This is a genomic window from Chryseobacterium contaminans (assembly GCF_001684955.1).
Lineage (GTDB): Bacteria > Bacteroidota > Bacteroidia > Flavobacteriales > Weeksellaceae > Chryseobacterium > Chryseobacterium contaminans.
In genome coordinates this window covers 1-16,359 of the sequence record NZ_MAYF01000351.1, presented here as the reverse complement: position 1 = coordinate 16,359, position 16,359 = coordinate 1, and the positions used below count along the sequence as shown (strand labels likewise).

Sequence of the window (16,359 nt, the reverse complement as noted above, 5' to 3'; positions counted from 1 at the left end):
ATAGAAAAACCCATAGAAAATACTTTATTAAAAGAAAAAGGAAGCAAATTTATCGGATTTGCCTTCCCGGTCACCAATGAAAAAGAATTAAAAGCAGCATTGGAAAAAATCAGGGAAGAACATCCAAAGGCAACCCACCATTGCTATGCTTTCAGAATGGGATTGAATGGTGAAAATTATCGTGCTAATGATGATGGCGAACCTTCAGGAAGCGCCGGACTACCTATTTACAACCAGTTATTAGCTAACGAAATCACCAATGTTCTTGTTATTTCAGTTCGTTATTATGGTGGAACTAAACTGGGGGTTTCAGGTTTAGTAAAAGCCTATAAGGAATCTGCAAAGATCACACTGGAAGAAGCCAATATCATCACAAGAGAACTGGAAACTGAAATTGAAATCCAGTTCAACTTCAATCAGCAGAATACCATTTTCACTTTACTGTCAAAATATGATGCCAAGGTTATCAACTTTGATGCGAATGAGAACTGCATTCTTACAGCCTCATTAAAGCTGGCACAAAAAGAAAGCATCTCAGAAAAATTATCTGAGATGCAATATGTTTCATTTGAATTTAATGATTAATCCCTTCTTCCACCGAGAAGCAAAGATCCCCAGTAAAGAAGCTGAGCTAAAGATCCTAAAGCGGCTACTACATACGTTCTTGCTGCCCACTTTAAACTATCCTGGACTCCTACAAACTCTTCAGCAGTTACAGTACCTGTATCTTTAAGCCATTTCATTGCTCTGTTACTTGCATCGTACTCTACAGGTAAAGTTACAAAAGCAAACAGAGTAGTTACAGCAAACATTGCTACACCAATAGCCAGAATCGCTGTGTTACCATTTGGATTATCTACTGTTCTGGTTGCCGCCATTATAGCAATACCTGCAATAAGGACAAACTGCATCAGATTGGAACTAATATTAACAACAGGAACCAATTTTGAACGCAAGTTCAGCATTGAATATCCTACTGCATGTTGTACGGCATGTCCGCATTCGTGAGCTGCCACGGCTGCTGCCGCTGCATTTCTCTGCATATAAACGCCTTCTGAAAGATTTACTGTTTTATCTGCCGGATTATAGTGGTCCGTTAGCTGTCCGGGAACTGATATTACCTGAACATCATTAATCCCGTTATCTCTCAACATTTTTTCCGCTACTTCTTTCCCCGAAAGACCGTTTCGAAGATGTACGTTGGAATAATATTCAAATTTTGATTTCAACCTGGACGAAACCCACCAGCTCACCAGCATTGAAATACCAATAATGATATAATAACCCGCCATTTTATTTAGATTTTGTGTTCAATTTTTAACCATAATGATATAAAAACTGTGCCAAAGTATACAATTTTATTATTTATATTTGTCCTCAAATTACTCTCAAAAAACATGTCAACAGTTTCAATTATTGAAGTAAAAACTCCCGGCCAGCTCAAGCAATTCGTAAGATTTCCTATGGATCTGTACAAAAATAATCCGTACTATGTTCCATCCTTTATCAATGACGAAATCAACATCTGGAATGCTGATGAAAATCCTGCCCTTCAATATTCTGAAGCAAAACAGTATTTGGCGTATAAAAACAACAAAATTGTTGGGAGGATTGCTGTTCTTATCAACCATAAGGAAGAAAAAGAATTAGGAATCCGAAAAGTACGTTTTGGATGGATAGATTTCATTGATGATGAAGAGGTTTCTCAGGCATTAATCCAAAAGGCAATTGATTACGCCAAGGAAAAAAATATCGATAAGATCGAAGGCCCTATGGGATTTACCAACCTTGATAAAGCAGGAATGCTCATTAAAGGTTTTGATCAACTGGCAACGATGATTGGCATCTACAACCATGATTATTATCCGAAACATCTTGAAAAACTGGGATTAGTAAAAGAAAAGGAATGGGTAGAATTTGAAATTAAATTCCCTGATTCTTTACCTGAAAAAATTCATAAGTTCAACCAGCTGATCTCTGAGAAATACAAGTTGAAAGTTTTAAGATTCAAAACGAAAGAAGAAATTCTTCAGTATGTGGATGCTATGTTTGACCTTTTGGATGAAACCTACAAACATCTTTCTACCTATACTCCTATTTCTGATGAACAGCGTAAGACTTACAAAGAAAAATATTTCAAACTTATTGACAAGGACTTTATTGTTTGCATCGCTGACGAGAACAACAACCTTATCTCCTTTGCGATTACGATGCCTTCCTATTCCAGAGCATTGCAAAAATCCGGTGGAAAACTACTTCCGTTTGGATGGTGGCATTTTTTAAGAGCTGGAAAGAAAAACGACAGAGCCAATTTCTACCTGATTGGTATTCATCCTGACTATCAAAGAAGAGGAGTTACTTCTATTATTTTCAAGGAAATATTTGATACTTTTAAGAAGAAAGGAGTAAAAACACTGGAAACGAATCCTGAACTGGAAGAAAACAAAAGTATTCAACTTTTATGGCAGGACTACAATCCTGTGAATCATAAGAGAAGAAGAACGTACTCGCTTGAGATAAATGGTAAATGATGAGTCATCACAACCTCACTCATTCTCTCTAAAACTCTCCCACTCTCAAACACACTCTCCCTTATGAAGCCACAACTTATCATTTTCGCTGTTTTAATTGCTGGATTTATCGCTTATAATTTCTTTTTCCAATCTCAGGATGGCAGAACAAATACTGTCATAAACATTGTTTTTGCCAGCGTTCTTTTTGGATATATTGCATTGATGGCCTATTCTATTCTTAAAAAAATGAAGAAATAATTCGTTATTTTTATTGATTCTAAATTGTAAAATTTCTCTATTTTCAGCCGACTTTTAAGCTGATAAATTTCATGCTTTCTTGTTTATTCGTTAAATTTGCAAATTGAGATAATAATGCAAAAATGAATTTACCTGAAAGTTATATTCCAATCCTAATCCAGGCAGGTGTAGCAGTAGGATTTGTCGCTGTTTCATTGCTTGGAGCACATTTCTTAGGTCCACAACAGAAAAAAGGAAATTCTGTTAAAAACCAGAGCTGGGAATGTGGGGTTCCTGTAGAAGGAAATGCTAGAACACCATTTTCTATCAAATACTTCCTGACTGCGGTATTGTTCGTACTATTCGATATTGAAATCGTATTCTTTTATCCTTATGCGGTAAACTTCAGAGAATTCGGTATGGAAGGATTCCTTGCCGTGCTTACGTTCGTTGCGATCTTCTTCGTGGCGTTTTTCTATGTTTGGAAACGTGGTGCGCTAGATTGGGATAAATAAAAGTAAATGGTGAGTTTTGAATGATGGATTTTGAATCAATAATCCAGCATTTATAATTCAAAATCTAAAAACAAACAACATGTCAGATAAAAAACCAGTAATAAGAACAGATGCACCTGCTCCCGAAGGCTATGAAGGAGAAGGGTTTTTCGCAACAAAACTGAGCAGTGTAATCGGGATGGCAAGAAAGTTTTCGCTTTGGCCGTTACCATTTGCAACCTCTTGTTGTGGTATTGAGTTTATGGCTACCCTGAACCCTACTTATGATGCTTCAAGATTTGGTATGGAAAGAAACTCTTTCTCACCAAGACAAGCAGATATGCTGATGGTTTGCGGAACTATATCAAAGAAATTAGGGCCAGTCCTGAAGGAAGTATATACTCAGATGGCTGAGCCAAAATGGGTAGTAGCAGTTGGAGCTTGTGCTTCCAGCGGTGGTATTTTTGATACGTATTCTGTACTTCAGGGAATTGATAAAATTATTCCGGTAGACGTTTACGTTCCTGGATGTCCTCCAAGACCGGAACAGATTATTGAAGGAGTAATGCAGGTACAGGCTCTTGCAGAAAGCGAAAGCATCAGAAGAAGAGACATGCCTGAATATCAGAAATTATTAGATTCTTACAACATAAGCAACTAAACGGAAATGACAAACGAATTTGTATTAGAAGCAATCACCAGAGAATTTCCGGAATCTGTTATTTCAAGTTCAGAACCTTATGGAATGCTGACGATTGAGGTGAAGAAAGAAGATATCAAGAAGATCATTCATTATCTTAAAGATTCAACACTGGAAATCAACTTCCTTACCGATGTATGCGGAATCCACTACCCAGAATTCCCTGAAAAGGAAATAGGTGTTGTATATCACCTCCACAACATGATGGCTAACTTCAGATTACGTCTGAAGGTCTTCATGTCCAGAGAAAACATCGAAGTAGACTCTCTTACGGATCTGTATGCCGGTGCTAACTGGATGGAAAGAGAAACGTATGACTTTTATGGGATTAAATTTAAAGGACACCCGGATCTTAGACCTATTCTGAATATGGAAGATCTTGGATACCACCCAATGTTGAAAGAATATCGCCTTGAAGATGGTACAAGAACCGACAAGGATGATAATATGTTCGGAAGATAAATAAATTTGAAATTGGATATTTGAGATTTGATGTTAACCATTCAAATTTCAAATCTCAAATCTAAATATATTATGAAAGATAACTCATTATCTAATATACTAAACCAGTACGAAAGTAAGGAACAGATTGACGGACAATTATATACCCTGAATCTAGGACCTACCCACCCTGCTACTCACGGGATTTTCCAGAATGTCTTAACGATGGACGGAGAAAGAATCCTTCACGCTGAGCAAACAGTAGGATATATCCACAGAGCATTTGAGAAAATTTCTGAAAGAAGAAACTATTCTCAGATCACTACCCTTACGGACCGTATGAATTACTGTTCTGCACCCATTAACAATTTGGGTTGGCACATGACAGTAGAAAAGCTGATTGGCGTTAAAGTTCCAAAGCGTGTAGATTATATGCGTGTTATTCTTATGGAACTTGCAAGAATCGGTGACCACCTGATCTGTAACGGGGTAACCGGAATGGACTCAGGAGCGATTACAGGTCTTACTTATATGTTTATCGAAAGAGAACGTATTTATGATATGTATGAGCAGATCTGTGGAGCAAGGATGACAACCAATATGGGAAGAATCGGAGGATTTGAAAGAGATTTCACTCCTAAATTCCATGAGTTATTGAAAGATTTCTTAAAAACTTTCCCACCAAGATTCAAAGAATTCTGTACTCTATTGGAAAGAAACAGAATTTTCATGGACAGAACCATCGGTACAGGAGCTATTTCTGCCGAAAGAGCATTAAGCTATGGTTTCACTGGTCCTAACTTACGTGCAGCAGGTGTAGATTACGATGTGAGAGTTGCACAACCTTATTCCTCATACGAAGATTTCGACTTCATTATTCCTGTAGGAACTTCAGGAGATACTTACGACCGTTTCATGGTTCGTCAACAAGAAATCTGGGAATCTATTAAAATTATCAAACAAGCATACGAAAACCTTCCGGAAGGACCATTCCACGCGGATGTTCCGGATTTCTATCTTCCTGAAAAGGCAGATGTATATCAGAAAATGGAAGCTTTAATTTACCACTTCAAAATTGTAATGGGAGAAACTGATGTACCAAAAGGTGAAGTTTACCATGCAGTAGAAGGAGGAAACGGAGAATTAGGTTTCTATCTTGTGAGTGACGGAGGAAGAAGCCCTTACAGACTTCACTTCAGAAGACCATGCTTCATCTACTATCAGGCATACCCTGAAATGATTACAGGTTCTGTAATTTCAGATGCCATTGTAACGATGTGTAGCATGAATATTATTGCGGGAGAATTAGACGCATAAAAAATAAGATGTCAGACATCAGATTTCAGATGTTAGACACTTAGCTTTACATATAAATTTAAAATCTGATGTCTGAAATCTGACATCTGAAATCTTAGATAAAAAATGAGCGAAACAATAGCTTTTAAACCGGAAAGTTTAGCACAGGTACACAAAATTATCGCAAGATATCCTGAAGGAAGACAGAAATCTGCTCTTCTTCCTGTACTTCACTTGGCACAGAAAGAATTCGGAGGATGGTTAGATGTTCCTGTGATGGATTATGTTGCCGGACTATTAAGTATCAAACCGATCGAAGTATATGAAGTGGCTACTTTCTATACCATGTTCAACATGAAGCCCGTAGGTAAATATGTTTTGGAAGTTTGCAGAACCGGACCTTGTATGGTTTGTGGAAGCGAAAAAATCCTTGACCATATCAGAACGAAACTGAACATTAAAGACGGAGAAACTACTGAAGACGGTATGTTCACCTTAAAGCCAGCTGAATGTCTTGGAGCATGTGGTTATGCACCAATGATGCAGCTTGGTAAGTTCTTTCATGAAAATTTAACGATAGAAAAAGTAGACGAAATCCTTGAGCTTTGCAGACAGGGACAGGTTGCTTTAGACTAAATAAATTTTAACACATTAAAAATAGCCATAAGCTAAAAGCCACAAGCCAATAGCTGAACGCTAAAAGCATAATAAACAATGAGTAAAAAACTTTTACTTAAAGACGCACATATAGAAGGTATCCGCTACTTTGAAACTTACCGTAAACAGGGAGGTTATACTGCAGCTGAAAAAGCCTTGAAAATGACTCCTGACGAAATTCTTGAAGAAGTAAAAGTTTCAGGATTAAGAGGTCGTGGTGGAGCTGGATTCCCTACAGGAATGAAATGGAGCTTTTTGGCAAAACCGGAAGGCGTTCCAAGACACCTTGTGGTAAATGCGGATGAATCTGAGCCTGGAACATTCAAGGACAGATATCTGATGGAGTTCCTTCCTCACCTATTGATTGAAGGAATGCTAATTTCATCTTACTGTTTAGGTTCTAACACTTCTTATATCTACATCCGTGGAGAATATTCATGGATTCCGGATATCCTTGAAGAAGCAATTGAAGAAGCTAAAGCAGCAGGATTTTTAGGTAAAAATATTTTAGGAACTGGTTTCGATCTTGAAATCTATGTACAGAGAGGTGGTGGAGCATACATCTGCGGTGAAGAAACTGCATTGCTTGAATCCCTTGAAGGAAAAAGAGGTAACCCAAGATTAAAACCGCCATTCCCGGCTGTAAAAGGTCTTTGGGAAAGACCAACGGTGGTAAATAACGTTGAGTCTATTGCGGCAATTGTTCCAATCATTGATATTACAGGTGCTGAGTATGCTAAAATCGGAGTTGGAAGATCTACAGGTACGAAATTAATTTCTGCTTGTGGAAACATCAACAAACCGGGTGTATACGAAATCGATATGACGATCACGGTAGAAGAATTCATCTACTCTGACGAATATTGCGGTGGTATTAAAGACGGAAAAAGATTAAAGGCTTGTATTCCCGGAGGAAGTTCTGTTCCAATCGTTCCAGCAAACTTATTGTTGAGAACTGTGAACGGAGAGCCAAGATATATGAACTATGAGTCATTAGCTGACGGAGGTTTTGCTACCGGAACCATGATGGGTTCAGGAGGTTTCATCGTTTTGGATGAAGACCAGTGTATTGTGGAACACACAATGACTTTAGCAAGATTCTACAACCACGAAAGCTGTGGACAGTGTACACCTTGCCGTGAAGGTACAGGATGGATGTACAAAATCTTAAAGAAAATTGAGAAAGGAGAAGGAAAAATGGAAGACATCGATCTGCTTTGGGATATCCAGAGAAAAATCGAAGGAAATACTATTTGTCCGTTGGGTGATGCAGCAGCTTGGCCGGTTGCAGCAGCCATTCGTCACTTCAGAGATGAATTTGAGTGGCATGTGAAAAACCCTGAGTTATCTCAGACTCAAAACTATGGACTGGCACATTATGCAGATCCTATCCCGGCTGTTGAAAAGAATGTGTAGGTGAAATGAAAAGATTATTTGTTGTCGGCTTAATGATGTCGAGTTTTGTTTTTGGACAAAAAAAAGATTCTTTAATAGCAGAAAATAATGCAGATTTGTTTAAAACTCCCGTTTATCAAAAACCAGAGCCTTTAAGCAAAAAAGGACAGATGTTCGTTTTTTATGGATGGAACAGAGCAGCGTATAGTAATTCTGACATCCGTTTTAAAGGAAATGGATATGATTTCCAGCTGAATAATGTAACTGCCCAGGACAGACCTACAAAATTTGGACTTGTTTATTTTGATCCAAGTTGGTTTACCGTAACGCAGTACAATTTCAGATTAGGATATTTTATTAAAGATAATTTAGCGCTTGTTTTAGGGATTGACCACATGAAATATGTGATGGATCAAGATCAAACCGTTAACTTTAAAGGACATATTTCAGATCCTGAATATGCAGCCATGGTACAAAACGGGCAAGTGAACCTTGCAGATGAGAAGTTCCTTACTTTTGAACATACGGACGGACTTAACTATGAAAACTTAGGTCTTGAAAAATACAAAAGCCTTATCAACAAAAAGAACGTTGATCTCGTTTGGTCCTATGGTGCCGGAATTGGGGTAATGTTCCCAAAAAGTAATATTAAGCTTTTTGGAAATGAAAGAAGTGACCGTTTCCACGTTGCCGGTATGGGAACTGATATAAGATCCAGTATTAACCTGGTGCTTTGGAATCATATAATGGTAAGAGTAGAAGGAAAAGCAGGTTACATCAATATGTGGGATATTAAGACTACATTGAATAACAAGCCAGACAAGGCACAGCAGGATTTTGTTTTCGGACAGATTATGGCTGGAATTGGATATACATTTAATACTAAGAAATATAAATAACAAAGCCTATTGCTTAATGCATAAAGCTTAAAGCATACGATATGAGCGAAGAAGTTAAAAAATTCAAAATAACTATAGACGGACAGACTACTGAAGTTTTGCCTGGTACTTCTATTCTGGAAGCTGCAAGACAAATTGGTGGTAAATCTGTACCTCCCGCTATGTGTTACTACAGCAAATTAGAAACCAGTGGAGGAAGATGCAGAACCTGTCTTGTGGAAGTTTCTAAAGGATCCGAAGCAGATCCTCGTCCTATGCCTAAATTGGTAGCAAGCTGCAGAACGAATGTAATGGACGGTATGGAAGTTAAAAACCTTACTTCTGAGAAAGCTCAGGAAGGAAGAAAAGCGGTTACCGAGTTCTTATTGGTAAATCACCCGCTAGACTGCCCTATCTGTGACCAGGCAGGAGAATGTCACCTTCAGGACTTAGGATATGAACATGGTGTAGAAAGCACAAGAACAGAGTTCGAAAGAAATACTTACGAAGCTGACGATCTTGGACCACACATCAAATTGAACATGAACCGTTGTATTCTTTGTGCAAGATGTGTATTGGCTGCTAACCAATTAACAGGTGAAAGAGAGCATGGTATTCTTTTCAGAGGAGATCACGCTGAAATTTCTACCTATTTAAATAAAGCTTTAGACAATGACTTCATCGGAAATGTTATCGACGTTTGTCCTGTAGGAGCATTAACAGACAGAACAGCCCGTTTTGCGAGCAGAGTATGGTTTACAAAGCCAATGAATGCTTCTTGCAAATGTGATAAGTGTTCTGGAAAAACTGTTGTTTGGATGAAAGGTGATGAAATCGTAAGAGTAACTGCAAGAAAAGACCAGTGGGGTGAAGTTGAAGAATTCATCTGTGATACATGCCGTTTTGAAAGAAAAGCATTATCAGACTGGAATATCGAAGGTCCTAGACATATCGACAGACACTCTGTTATTTCATTGAACCACTACGAAAAGCCTAAAGATGAGCTAAGAGTTTTAGACAATCCAATGGCTAAGGAAATCAGTGAAAAAGACGAAAAATAATTTTAATTAAAAGACATCAGATTTCAGATTCCAGACTTCAGACCATCTGATATCTAGTATCTGATATCTAAATATCTAAATAAAATGGATTTACTTACATTTAAACTTATACTTGTATTAGCACTTTTCCTGCTTTCATTAACGATTGCAGCCTACTCTACCTGGGCGGAAAGAAAAGTTGCCTCTATCATGCAGGATAGAATTGGTCCTAACAGAGCCGGACCTTTCGGATTACTGCAACCTCTTGCTGACGGTGGTAAATTCTTCTTTAAGGAAGACTTTACGCCAGCCAATGCTGAAAAATTTCTTTTCGTATTGGGGCCAGCTTTAGTAATGTTTATTTCACTAATCACTGGGGCAGTTATTCCTTGGGGTAAAAGTTTAAATATTGCAGGTACTTCTTTTGATCTTCAGGTGGCTAATATTGACGTTGGTGTACTTTTCATCATCGGAATGGCTTCCATCGGGGTTTACGGAATCATGATCGGAGGTTGGGCTTCAAACAACAAATATTCATTATTAGGTGCTATCCGTGCTTCTTCTCAGATGATTTCTTATGAACTGGCAATGGGATTAGCGCTTCTTTCTATCATTATGATGTCTGGAAGCTTAGATTTAAAAGTAATTACTGAGAGCCAGACTACCGGAAAACTATGGGGAGTTATTCCTTGGGTTTCTGGTATGAACTGGAATATTTTCTATCAGCCAATCGCTTTCCTTGTATTCTTTGTAGCAGCTTTAGCTGAAACCAACAGACACCCGTTCGATTTACCTGAGTGTGAATCTGAATTGGTAACCGGATACTCTACAGAATACTCTTCCATGAAGTTAGGTTTATATATGTTCGGGGAATACGTGAACATGTTTATCTCTAATGCTTTCATGGTAGTTCTTTTCTTCGGAGGTTACAACTATCCTGGTATTGAATGGGTAACTCAGAACTGGGGAGAAAACGTTGCAGGAATCTTAAGCATTGTGGCATTCTTAACGAAAACTGTAATCGGAATTCTGATCTTCATGTGGATCAGATGGACGCTTCCAAGATTCAGATATGACCAGTTAATGCACTTAGGATGGAAAACACTAATCCCGATGGCATTGGTAAACCTATTAATTACAGGAGCTGTAATTTTAGCGTTCCAGTAAATTTGAGATTTGATGTTTGAAATTTGAGATTCAACAAATTGACTTTAAATTAGTAATTTTAAGAGTAATAATTTCAAATATCAAATATATGGCAACGATAAATAATTTTGAAGATTTAGAAATATGGCAGCAGTCGAGAAGTCTTTGTCAATTGATTCAAAAAGAATGTTTGTTGAATTCAAAATTTCTAAACCACGATAAAAATCAAATTGACAGATCGTCTGCATCAATTATGGATAATATAGCCGAAGGGTTTGAAAGAGAGGGAAATAAAGAATTTATAAACTTTCTTACCATGTCTAAAGGTTCTGCAGGAGAAGTACGCTCCCAATTAATCAGAGCTTTTGACCGAAATTATTTAGATGAAGAAGTTTTTAATTTTTTAAAAAGCCAAACAATATCTTTGTCTAAAAAACTGTCAGGATTTATAAATTATTTAAAGACGACAGACCATAACGGAAATAAATTTAAACGAAATAATAATTAATAATTAAGGGTTTGGGAGATAAAATTTTACACTAAATTTCAAATCTCAAACTTCAAATTTCAAATTATATAATGAAATTAACTAACAGATCAAAAGTTGTTTCCAATAAAGAAATGACCCTTGCTGAAAAAATCTACCTTCCTGCGATCTTTACAGGGATGGGGATTACATTTAAGCATGCTGTAAGAACCGTGATAAAGGGTGCTCCCGCAGTATATTCGTATCCGGAAGTACAGAAACCAAGAACTACCATCTGGAGAGGTCAGCACGTTTTGAAAAGAGACGAGGAAGGCAGAGAAAGATGTACTGCTTGCGGACTTTGTGCGGTAGCTTGTCCTGCAGAAGCCATTACAATGACGGCTGCTGAAAGAACTAAAGAGGAAAAACATCTTTACAGAGAAGAAAAGTATGCTTCAGTATATGAAATCAATATGCTGAGATGTATTTTCTGTGGTATGTGTGAAGAGGCTTGTCCTAAATCTGCGATCTATCTTACAGACAGATTGGTAGACGTAGAAACCAACAGAGGTTCTTTCATTTACGGAAAAGATAAATTAGTTGAAAAAATAAATGAAAGGATTGACATTACGACAAGACAATCCGAGAAACAAAAAAATGCGGTAAAATAATGGATCAGTTTTTATTTTTCTTGGTGGCGTTTTTAGCAGTGGCAAGTGCAGTGTACTTTGTATTTGCAAAAAATCCTCTATATGCTATTTTGTCATTAATTGTTACGATGTTTTCAATTGCCGGAATGTACATTCTTCTGAATGCACAATTCTTAGCAATTATCCAGATTATAGTGTACGCAGGTGCCATCATGGTACTTTTCCTTTACATCCTGATGATGCTTAACCTTAATAAAGCAGACGAAAGTAAGAAGGGTAATACTTTAAAATTTATTGGAGTTTTTACTGCAGGTCTTCTTTTGGTAGGAGTTTTAGGAGTATTCAGAGGAGTTCAGCAAAACCACATTGTTGTTGAGAATGTAGACAGAGGTGTTGGTCTTACTAAAAACCTGGGTAGACTTTTGTTTAATGAATATGTTTTACCGTTTGAGCTTGCTTCCATCCTGATTTTAGCAGGTATTGTAGGCGCGGTATTAATCGGTAAAAAAGATTTATAAAATTATGGGAGAAGTAAATACATTTATACAAAGCATCCCTTTGGATTACTTCATTATCCTTTGTTCAGTATTGTTCTGCTTAGGAGTAATGGGCGTATTGCTTAGAAAAAATGCTATTGTGATTCTGGGCTGTGTAGAGCTTATGCTTAATTCTGTAAACCTTTTATTGGCTGCTTTTTCAGCATACAAGGGCAACGGAGACGGACAGCTTTTAGTGTTCTTCATTATGGTGGTTGCTGCTGCCGAAGTAGCGGTAGGTCTGGCAATTATTGCTATGCTGTATAGAAATACCCGTTCTGTAGATGTTAGTATATTTAATAAATTAAGAGGATAAGAATGGAGAATTTAGTATATGCAATAGTACTTTTACCACTTTTAGGGTTTCTTATTAACGGTTTATTCGGAAAAAATCTTCCAAAAATATTGGTAGGTTCTTTAGCAACAGCAGTGGTTTTCGGATCATTCTGTATTGCTGTAAGTCTTTTCATGAATTTCAATTCTGAAAGCCAGCCTGTAATCGTAAAAGCTTTTGAATGGTTTAGAGTAAACGGAGTTCAGATTAATTTTGGATTCCAGATTGATCAGCTGTCTTTAATGATGGTGATGATCATTACGGGTATCGGTTCACTGATCCACTTATACTCTATCGGATATATGAGTCATGATAAAGGATTCTATAAGTTCTTTACTTACCTGAATCTTTTCATCTTCTCAATGTTACTTTTAGTGATGGGAAGCAACTACCTTATCCTATTCATCGGATGGGAAGGTGTAGGTCTTTGTTCTTACCTATTGATCGGATTCTGGTATACCAACGAAGAATACGGTAAAGCGGCGAGAAAAGCTTTCATCATGAACAGAATTGGTGACCTGGCATTATTGATCGGAATCTTTATGATTGCTGCTCAGACGAATGCTGTAGATTACCTTTCAGTAGCTGAAAACGCTTCAAAATTTGAATTAGACGGAACAGTGATTATCTTTATCACAGCGAGTTTATTCATCGGTGCTACTGGTAAATCGGCTCAGGTTCCATTATATACCTGGTTACCGGATGCGATGGCCGGACCAACTCCTGTTTCTGCGTTAATTCACGCGGCAACGATGGTAACAGCGGGGATCTATTTAGTAGTGAGATCTAACTTCTTATTTACATTAGCTCCAACTGTACAGGGAGGAATTTTATTCATCGGATTCTTAACGGCGGCTTTAGCAGGATTCTATGCACTACGTCAGAACGATATCAAAAAAGTATTGGCATACTCAACTGTTTCACAGCTTGGATTTATGTTCATCGCTTTAGGTCTTGGAGCGTATACAACAGCAATGTTCCACGTAATGACGCACGCTTTCTTTAAAGCTTTACTATTCTTAGGTGCAGGTTCTGTAATCCACGCGATGAGCAACGAACAGGATATGCGTTTCATGGGAGGTCTTAAAAAATATATTCCTCTTACGCACGCTACATTCCTGATCGGGACATTAGCAATTTCAGGTTTCCCTCTATTATCAGGGATGATCTCTAAAGACGAAATTTTAGTAGCAGCTTTCGCTAAAAACCCTGTTTACTGGGTAATCTTATTTGTTTTAGCGGCAATGACTGCAACATATATGTTCAGACTATACTACCTGACTTTCCACGGAGAGTTCAGAGGTACTGAAGAGCAAAAACACCACTTACACGAAAGCCCGTCTAATATGACATTACCATTGATCGTATTGGCTATCCTTTCTGTAGTAGGAGGTTTCATCAACCTGCCACACTTCATCGATCACGGACACTATGCTAAACTGATGGAATGGTTAAAGCCTGTTCTTACGGAACAAAGCTACAGCCAGATGGAAGCTACTCTTTCAGGAGTGCCTTTCAACACTGAAATGATCTTATTAGCAGCAACAGTTCTTATGTTCTTCTCTGTATGGTTCATCGTTAGAAATACCTACGTGAAAAAGAAAAAAATGGCTGTGGCAGAAGAAAACTATACCGGATGGGAAAAGCTTTCTGCTAAGAAATTATACGTTGACGAACTTTACAACGCATTGATTGTAAAAACTGTTGAAGGATTAGGACGCGGAGGAAAAATGTTTGATAAGGGTATCTTAGACCGTTTTGTAAACTTTGTAGGTGATGGTGCTGAAGACAGCGGAAAAGCTATGAAGCGTGTTCAAAACGGAAATGTAGAGACGTATATTCTTATCATGTCTTTAGCTGTGGGAATTATATTAATTGTTAACTTTTTATTACAATAATAATGTCTTGTTTATTATTAACATTATTACTATTACCTCTAGTAGGTTCGGGATTAGTTTTTGCATGGAAGAGTAATTCCAGCAAATATTTGGCACTAGGGATTGCATTGGTACAAATGCTTCTTACGTTCTATGTACTATCGGATTTTGATTTTACTCCGACAGTAGACAGCGTACTGCAGCACGAGATCAATTATCCATGGTCACAATTTATGAAGAGCTCTCTTCACTTCGGTATCGATGGGATGAGCATGCTTCTTTTATTGCTGACTAACATTTTAGCGCCAATCATCATTTTATCTTCTTTCAACGAAAGCGTAAACTACAGAAATACATTCTACGGATTGATTCTGTTGATGCAATTCGGTCTTGTAGGAGTATTTACTTCTTTAGACGGATTATTGTTCTACATTTTCTGGGAAGTAACTTTGATTCCAATTTGGTTTATTGCCGGACTTTGGGGACAGGAAAATAAAAGGTTTGAATTCACTACGAAATTCTTCGTATATACATTCGTTGGATCTTTATTTATGTTAGCCGGATTGATCTATGTGTACAACCACTCTGCATCATTCGCTTTAACGGATCTATACAATGCACAACTGAACGAAACACAACAGACCGTGGTATTCTGGTTCATTTTCTTTGCTTTTGCAGTGAAATTACCGGTATTCCCTTTCCATACATGGCAGCCTGATACGTATACCTACTCTCCTACTCAGGGATCGATGTTGTTATCCGGTATCATGCTTAAAATGGCTGTGTATGGTGTAATGCGTTACTTACTTCCAATCACTCCGCTTCCGATTGCAGGAATTTCAGGTCAGATTGTAATCATCCTTGCTATTGTGGGAATTGTTCACGGAGCATTGATCGCGATCATCCAGACGGATATGAAGAGAATTATCGCTTATTCATCTTTCTCTCACGTAGGATTGATGGTAGCAGGTATCTTCGCTTCTGCAGTAGTTACTTTAAGAGGAACTTTCAATGTAGAGGGTGCTGAAGGAGCCTTGGTACAGACTTTCGCTCACGGTATCAACGTAGTAGGATTATTCTACTGCTGTGATATTTTATACAAGAGATTTAAATCAAGAGACATCAGACAGATGGGTGGTTTAGCTAAAGTAGCTCCTAAGTTTGCTGTTTTATTCCTGATCATTATATTAGGTTCAATGGGAGTTCCATTGACGAATGGATTCATCGGAGAATTTATCCTGTTAAAATCAGTATATGATTTCAACGGAACAGCAGCTGTAATTGCTGGTCTTACGGTAATTCTTTGTGCGGTGTACTTATTAAGATTCTACGGAAAAGCAATGTTCGGAGAAGGAAATGTAGAAGTTTTAAGCACAGCAAAAGATTTATCTGGTGTAGAATTCTCTGTATTGGCTAGCTTAGCGGTTTTTGTGATCTTACTTGGTATTTTCCCACAACCGGTAATCGATATGGTAAGCAGTTCAGTGAAGTTTATCTACACAGCGATGGCTAACTAAAAAATAAAAGATTTAAAAATTAAAAAAATAAGAGATTAGAGAGCATAAAGAGAAAGACGAAGAAATAAGAACCGGGAAATCTTGAACCGGAAACTTTAAACTCTGAACCTTGAACTTTACACTTTAAATCTCACATCTCAAATCTATATTATGAGTGTTTTAATTATTGTTTTCCTAACGGC

Annotated in this window: 19 protein-coding genes; 18 read left to right on the top strand and 1 reads right to left on the bottom strand. The window is 37.6% G+C overall.

Going from position 1 to position 16,359, the window contains the following annotated elements:
* Nucleotides 1-585 (top strand): IMPACT family protein (locus BBH99_RS20345; RefSeq protein WP_317041507.1); only part of this gene is annotated, 585 nt, incomplete at its 5' end.
* Here the strand turns inward: BBH99_RS20345 and BBH99_RS20340 are convergent.
* On the bottom strand, nucleotides 582-1,292 hold the full coding sequence (locus BBH99_RS20340) for a zinc metallopeptidase (protein WP_066700068.1): 711 nt from the start codon (nucleotides 1,290-1,292) through the stop codon (nucleotides 582-584). The genes BBH99_RS20345 and BBH99_RS20340 overlap by 4 nt on opposite strands.
* A gap of 105 nt (nucleotides 1,293-1,397) precedes the next feature.
* Here BBH99_RS20340 and BBH99_RS20335 point away from each other — a divergent pair, with 105 nt between their 5' ends.
* The 17 genes from BBH99_RS20335 (at nucleotide 1,398) to BBH99_RS20260 (ending at nucleotide 16,177) form a co-directional block, all read left to right on the top strand.
* On the top strand, nucleotides 1,398-2,531 hold the full coding sequence (locus BBH99_RS20335; RefSeq protein ID WP_066700066.1) for a GNAT family N-acetyltransferase: 1,134 nt from the start codon (nucleotides 1,398-1,400) through the stop codon (nucleotides 2,529-2,531).
* A gap of 63 nt (nucleotides 2,532-2,594) precedes the next feature.
* Nucleotides 2,595-2,771 (top strand): hypothetical protein, encoded by a 177-nt coding sequence (locus BBH99_RS22590; protein WP_165601972.1) that lies wholly within the window; start codon nucleotides 2,595-2,597, stop codon nucleotides 2,769-2,771.
* 122 nt (nucleotides 2,772-2,893) lie between these two features.
* On the top strand, nucleotides 2,894-3,265 hold the full coding sequence (locus tag BBH99_RS20330) for an NADH-quinone oxidoreductase subunit A (protein ID WP_034693436.1): 372 nt from the start codon (nucleotides 2,894-2,896) through the stop codon (nucleotides 3,263-3,265).
* A 79-nt stretch (nucleotides 3,266-3,344) separates the two neighbouring features.
* Nucleotides 3,345-3,905, top strand: a complete 561-nt coding sequence (locus tag BBH99_RS20325) for an NADH-quinone oxidoreductase subunit B (RefSeq protein WP_002983540.1) — start codon at nucleotides 3,345-3,347, stop codon at nucleotides 3,903-3,905.
* Nucleotides 3,906-3,911: 6 nt separating this feature from the next.
* Nucleotides 3,912-4,406 carry an NADH-quinone oxidoreductase subunit C gene (locus BBH99_RS20320; RefSeq protein WP_066700064.1) on the top strand — a complete coding sequence of 165 codons (495 nt, stop codon included), beginning with the start codon at nucleotides 3,912-3,914 and terminating at the stop codon, nucleotides 4,404-4,406.
* Nucleotides 4,407-4,478: 72 nt separating this feature from the next.
* Entirely contained in the window at nucleotides 4,479-5,702 is a 1,224-nt protein-coding gene (gene nuoD / locus BBH99_RS20315; RefSeq protein ID WP_066700071.1) for an NADH dehydrogenase (quinone) subunit D, read from the top strand.
* Nucleotides 5,703-5,807: 105 nt separating this feature from the next.
* Nucleotides 5,808-6,317, top strand: a complete 510-nt coding sequence (locus BBH99_RS20310) for an NADH-quinone oxidoreductase subunit NuoE family protein (RefSeq protein WP_027373523.1) — start codon at nucleotides 5,808-5,810, stop codon at nucleotides 6,315-6,317.
* 78 nt (nucleotides 6,318-6,395) lie between these two features.
* Nucleotides 6,396-7,754 carry an NADH-quinone oxidoreductase subunit NuoF gene (gene nuoF, locus BBH99_RS20305; RefSeq protein WP_066700061.1) on the top strand — a complete coding sequence of 453 codons (1,359 nt, stop codon included), beginning with the start codon at nucleotides 6,396-6,398 and terminating at the stop codon, nucleotides 7,752-7,754.
* A 5-nt stretch (nucleotides 7,755-7,759) separates the two neighbouring features.
* Nucleotides 7,760-8,632, top strand: a complete 873-nt coding sequence (locus BBH99_RS20300) for a hypothetical protein (protein WP_066700059.1) — start codon at nucleotides 7,760-7,762, stop codon at nucleotides 8,630-8,632.
* Between the two features lie 41 nt (nucleotides 8,633-8,673).
* Nucleotides 8,674-9,672, top strand: coding sequence for a 2Fe-2S iron-sulfur cluster-binding protein (locus BBH99_RS20295; protein WP_066700057.1), 999 nt, complete (start codon nucleotides 8,674-8,676; stop codon nucleotides 9,670-9,672).
* Between the two features lie 84 nt (nucleotides 9,673-9,756).
* Nucleotides 9,757-10,818, top strand: coding sequence for an NADH-quinone oxidoreductase subunit NuoH (gene nuoH / locus BBH99_RS20290; RefSeq protein ID WP_066700055.1), 1,062 nt, complete (start codon nucleotides 9,757-9,759; stop codon nucleotides 10,816-10,818).
* Nucleotides 10,819-10,906: 88 nt separating this feature from the next.
* Complete coding sequence (locus BBH99_RS20285; RefSeq protein WP_066700070.1) at nucleotides 10,907-11,305, top strand: four helix bundle protein; 399 nt, start codon at nucleotides 10,907-10,909, stop codon at nucleotides 11,303-11,305.
* Nucleotides 11,306-11,376: 71 nt separating this feature from the next.
* The gene (locus BBH99_RS20280; protein ID WP_002983553.1) at nucleotides 11,377-11,934 is read left to right on the top strand and encodes a NuoI/complex I 23 kDa subunit family protein; all 558 of its coding nucleotides are present in this window, start codon (nucleotides 11,377-11,379) and stop codon (nucleotides 11,932-11,934) included.
* Nucleotides 11,934-12,431 (top strand): NADH-quinone oxidoreductase subunit J family protein, encoded by a 498-nt coding sequence (locus BBH99_RS20275; RefSeq protein ID WP_066700053.1) that lies wholly within the window; start codon nucleotides 11,934-11,936, stop codon nucleotides 12,429-12,431. Before BBH99_RS20280 ends, BBH99_RS20275 begins: the two co-directional genes overlap by 1 nt.
* A 4-nt stretch (nucleotides 12,432-12,435) precedes the next feature.
* Nucleotides 12,436-12,765, top strand: a complete 330-nt coding sequence (gene nuoK, locus BBH99_RS20270) for an NADH-quinone oxidoreductase subunit NuoK (protein ID WP_065396642.1) — start codon at nucleotides 12,436-12,438, stop codon at nucleotides 12,763-12,765.
* A 2-nt stretch (nucleotides 12,766-12,767) separates the two neighbouring features.
* A complete protein-coding gene (nuoL, locus tag BBH99_RS20265; protein WP_066700051.1) occupies nucleotides 12,768-14,681 on the top strand; it encodes an NADH-quinone oxidoreductase subunit L in 1,914 nt (637 codons plus the stop codon).
* A 2-nt stretch (nucleotides 14,682-14,683) separates the two neighbouring features.
* Entirely contained in the window at nucleotides 14,684-16,177 is a 1,494-nt protein-coding gene (locus BBH99_RS20260) for a complex I subunit 4 family protein (RefSeq protein ID WP_066700049.1), read from the top strand.
* The last annotated feature ends 182 nt before the right edge of the window (nucleotides 16,178-16,359 follow it).

What these genes read in the sequence shown, in the direction of transcription:
- BBH99_RS20310 (WP_027373523.1), top strand. Translation starts at nt 5,808, where the DNA reads ATGAGCGAAACAATAGCTTTTAAACCGGAAAGTTTAGCACAGGTACAC.
- BBH99_RS20295 (WP_066700057.1), top strand. Translation starts at nt 8,674, where the DNA reads ATGAGCGAAGAAGTTAAAAAATTCAAAATAACTATAGACGGACAGACT.
- nuoK (WP_065396642.1), top strand. Translation starts at nt 12,436, where the DNA reads ATGGGAGAAGTAAATACATTTATACAAAGCATCCCTTTGGATTACTTC.
- nuoF (WP_066700061.1), top strand. Translation starts at nt 6,396, where the DNA reads ATGAGTAAAAAACTTTTACTTAAAGACGCACATATAGAAGGTATCCGC.
- BBH99_RS20300 (WP_066700059.1), top strand. Translation starts at nt 7,760, where the DNA reads ATGAAAAGATTATTTGTTGTCGGCTTAATGATGTCGAGTTTTGTTTTT.
- BBH99_RS20280 (WP_002983553.1), top strand. Translation starts at nt 11,377, where the DNA reads ATGAAATTAACTAACAGATCAAAAGTTGTTTCCAATAAAGAAATGACC.
- nuoL (WP_066700051.1), top strand. Translation starts at nt 12,768, where the DNA reads ATGGAGAATTTAGTATATGCAATAGTACTTTTACCACTTTTAGGGTTT.
- BBH99_RS22590 (WP_165601972.1), top strand. Translation starts at nt 2,595, where the DNA reads ATGAAGCCACAACTTATCATTTTCGCTGTTTTAATTGCTGGATTTATC.
- BBH99_RS20320 (WP_066700064.1), top strand. Translation starts at nt 3,912, where the DNA reads ATGACAAACGAATTTGTATTAGAAGCAATCACCAGAGAATTTCCGGAA.
- BBH99_RS20260 (WP_066700049.1), top strand. Translation starts at nt 14,684, where the DNA reads ATGTCTTGTTTATTATTAACATTATTACTATTACCTCTAGTAGGTTCG.
- BBH99_RS20285 (WP_066700070.1), top strand. Translation starts at nt 10,907, where the DNA reads ATGGCAACGATAAATAATTTTGAAGATTTAGAAATATGGCAGCAGTCG.
- BBH99_RS20325 (WP_002983540.1), top strand. Translation starts at nt 3,345, where the DNA reads ATGTCAGATAAAAAACCAGTAATAAGAACAGATGCACCTGCTCCCGAA.
- BBH99_RS20340 (WP_066700068.1), bottom strand. Translation starts at nt 1,292, where the DNA reads ATGGCGGGTTATTATATCATTATTGGTATTTCAATGCTGGTGAGCTGG.
- BBH99_RS20330 (WP_034693436.1), top strand. Translation starts at nt 2,894, where the DNA reads ATGAATTTACCTGAAAGTTATATTCCAATCCTAATCCAGGCAGGTGTA.
- BBH99_RS20275 (WP_066700053.1), top strand. Translation starts at nt 11,934, where the DNA reads ATGGATCAGTTTTTATTTTTCTTGGTGGCGTTTTTAGCAGTGGCAAGT.
- BBH99_RS20335 (WP_066700066.1), top strand. Translation starts at nt 1,398, where the DNA reads ATGTCAACAGTTTCAATTATTGAAGTAAAAACTCCCGGCCAGCTCAAG.
- nuoD (WP_066700071.1), top strand. Translation starts at nt 4,479, where the DNA reads ATGAAAGATAACTCATTATCTAATATACTAAACCAGTACGAAAGTAAG.
- nuoH (WP_066700055.1), top strand. Translation starts at nt 9,757, where the DNA reads ATGGATTTACTTACATTTAAACTTATACTTGTATTAGCACTTTTCCTG.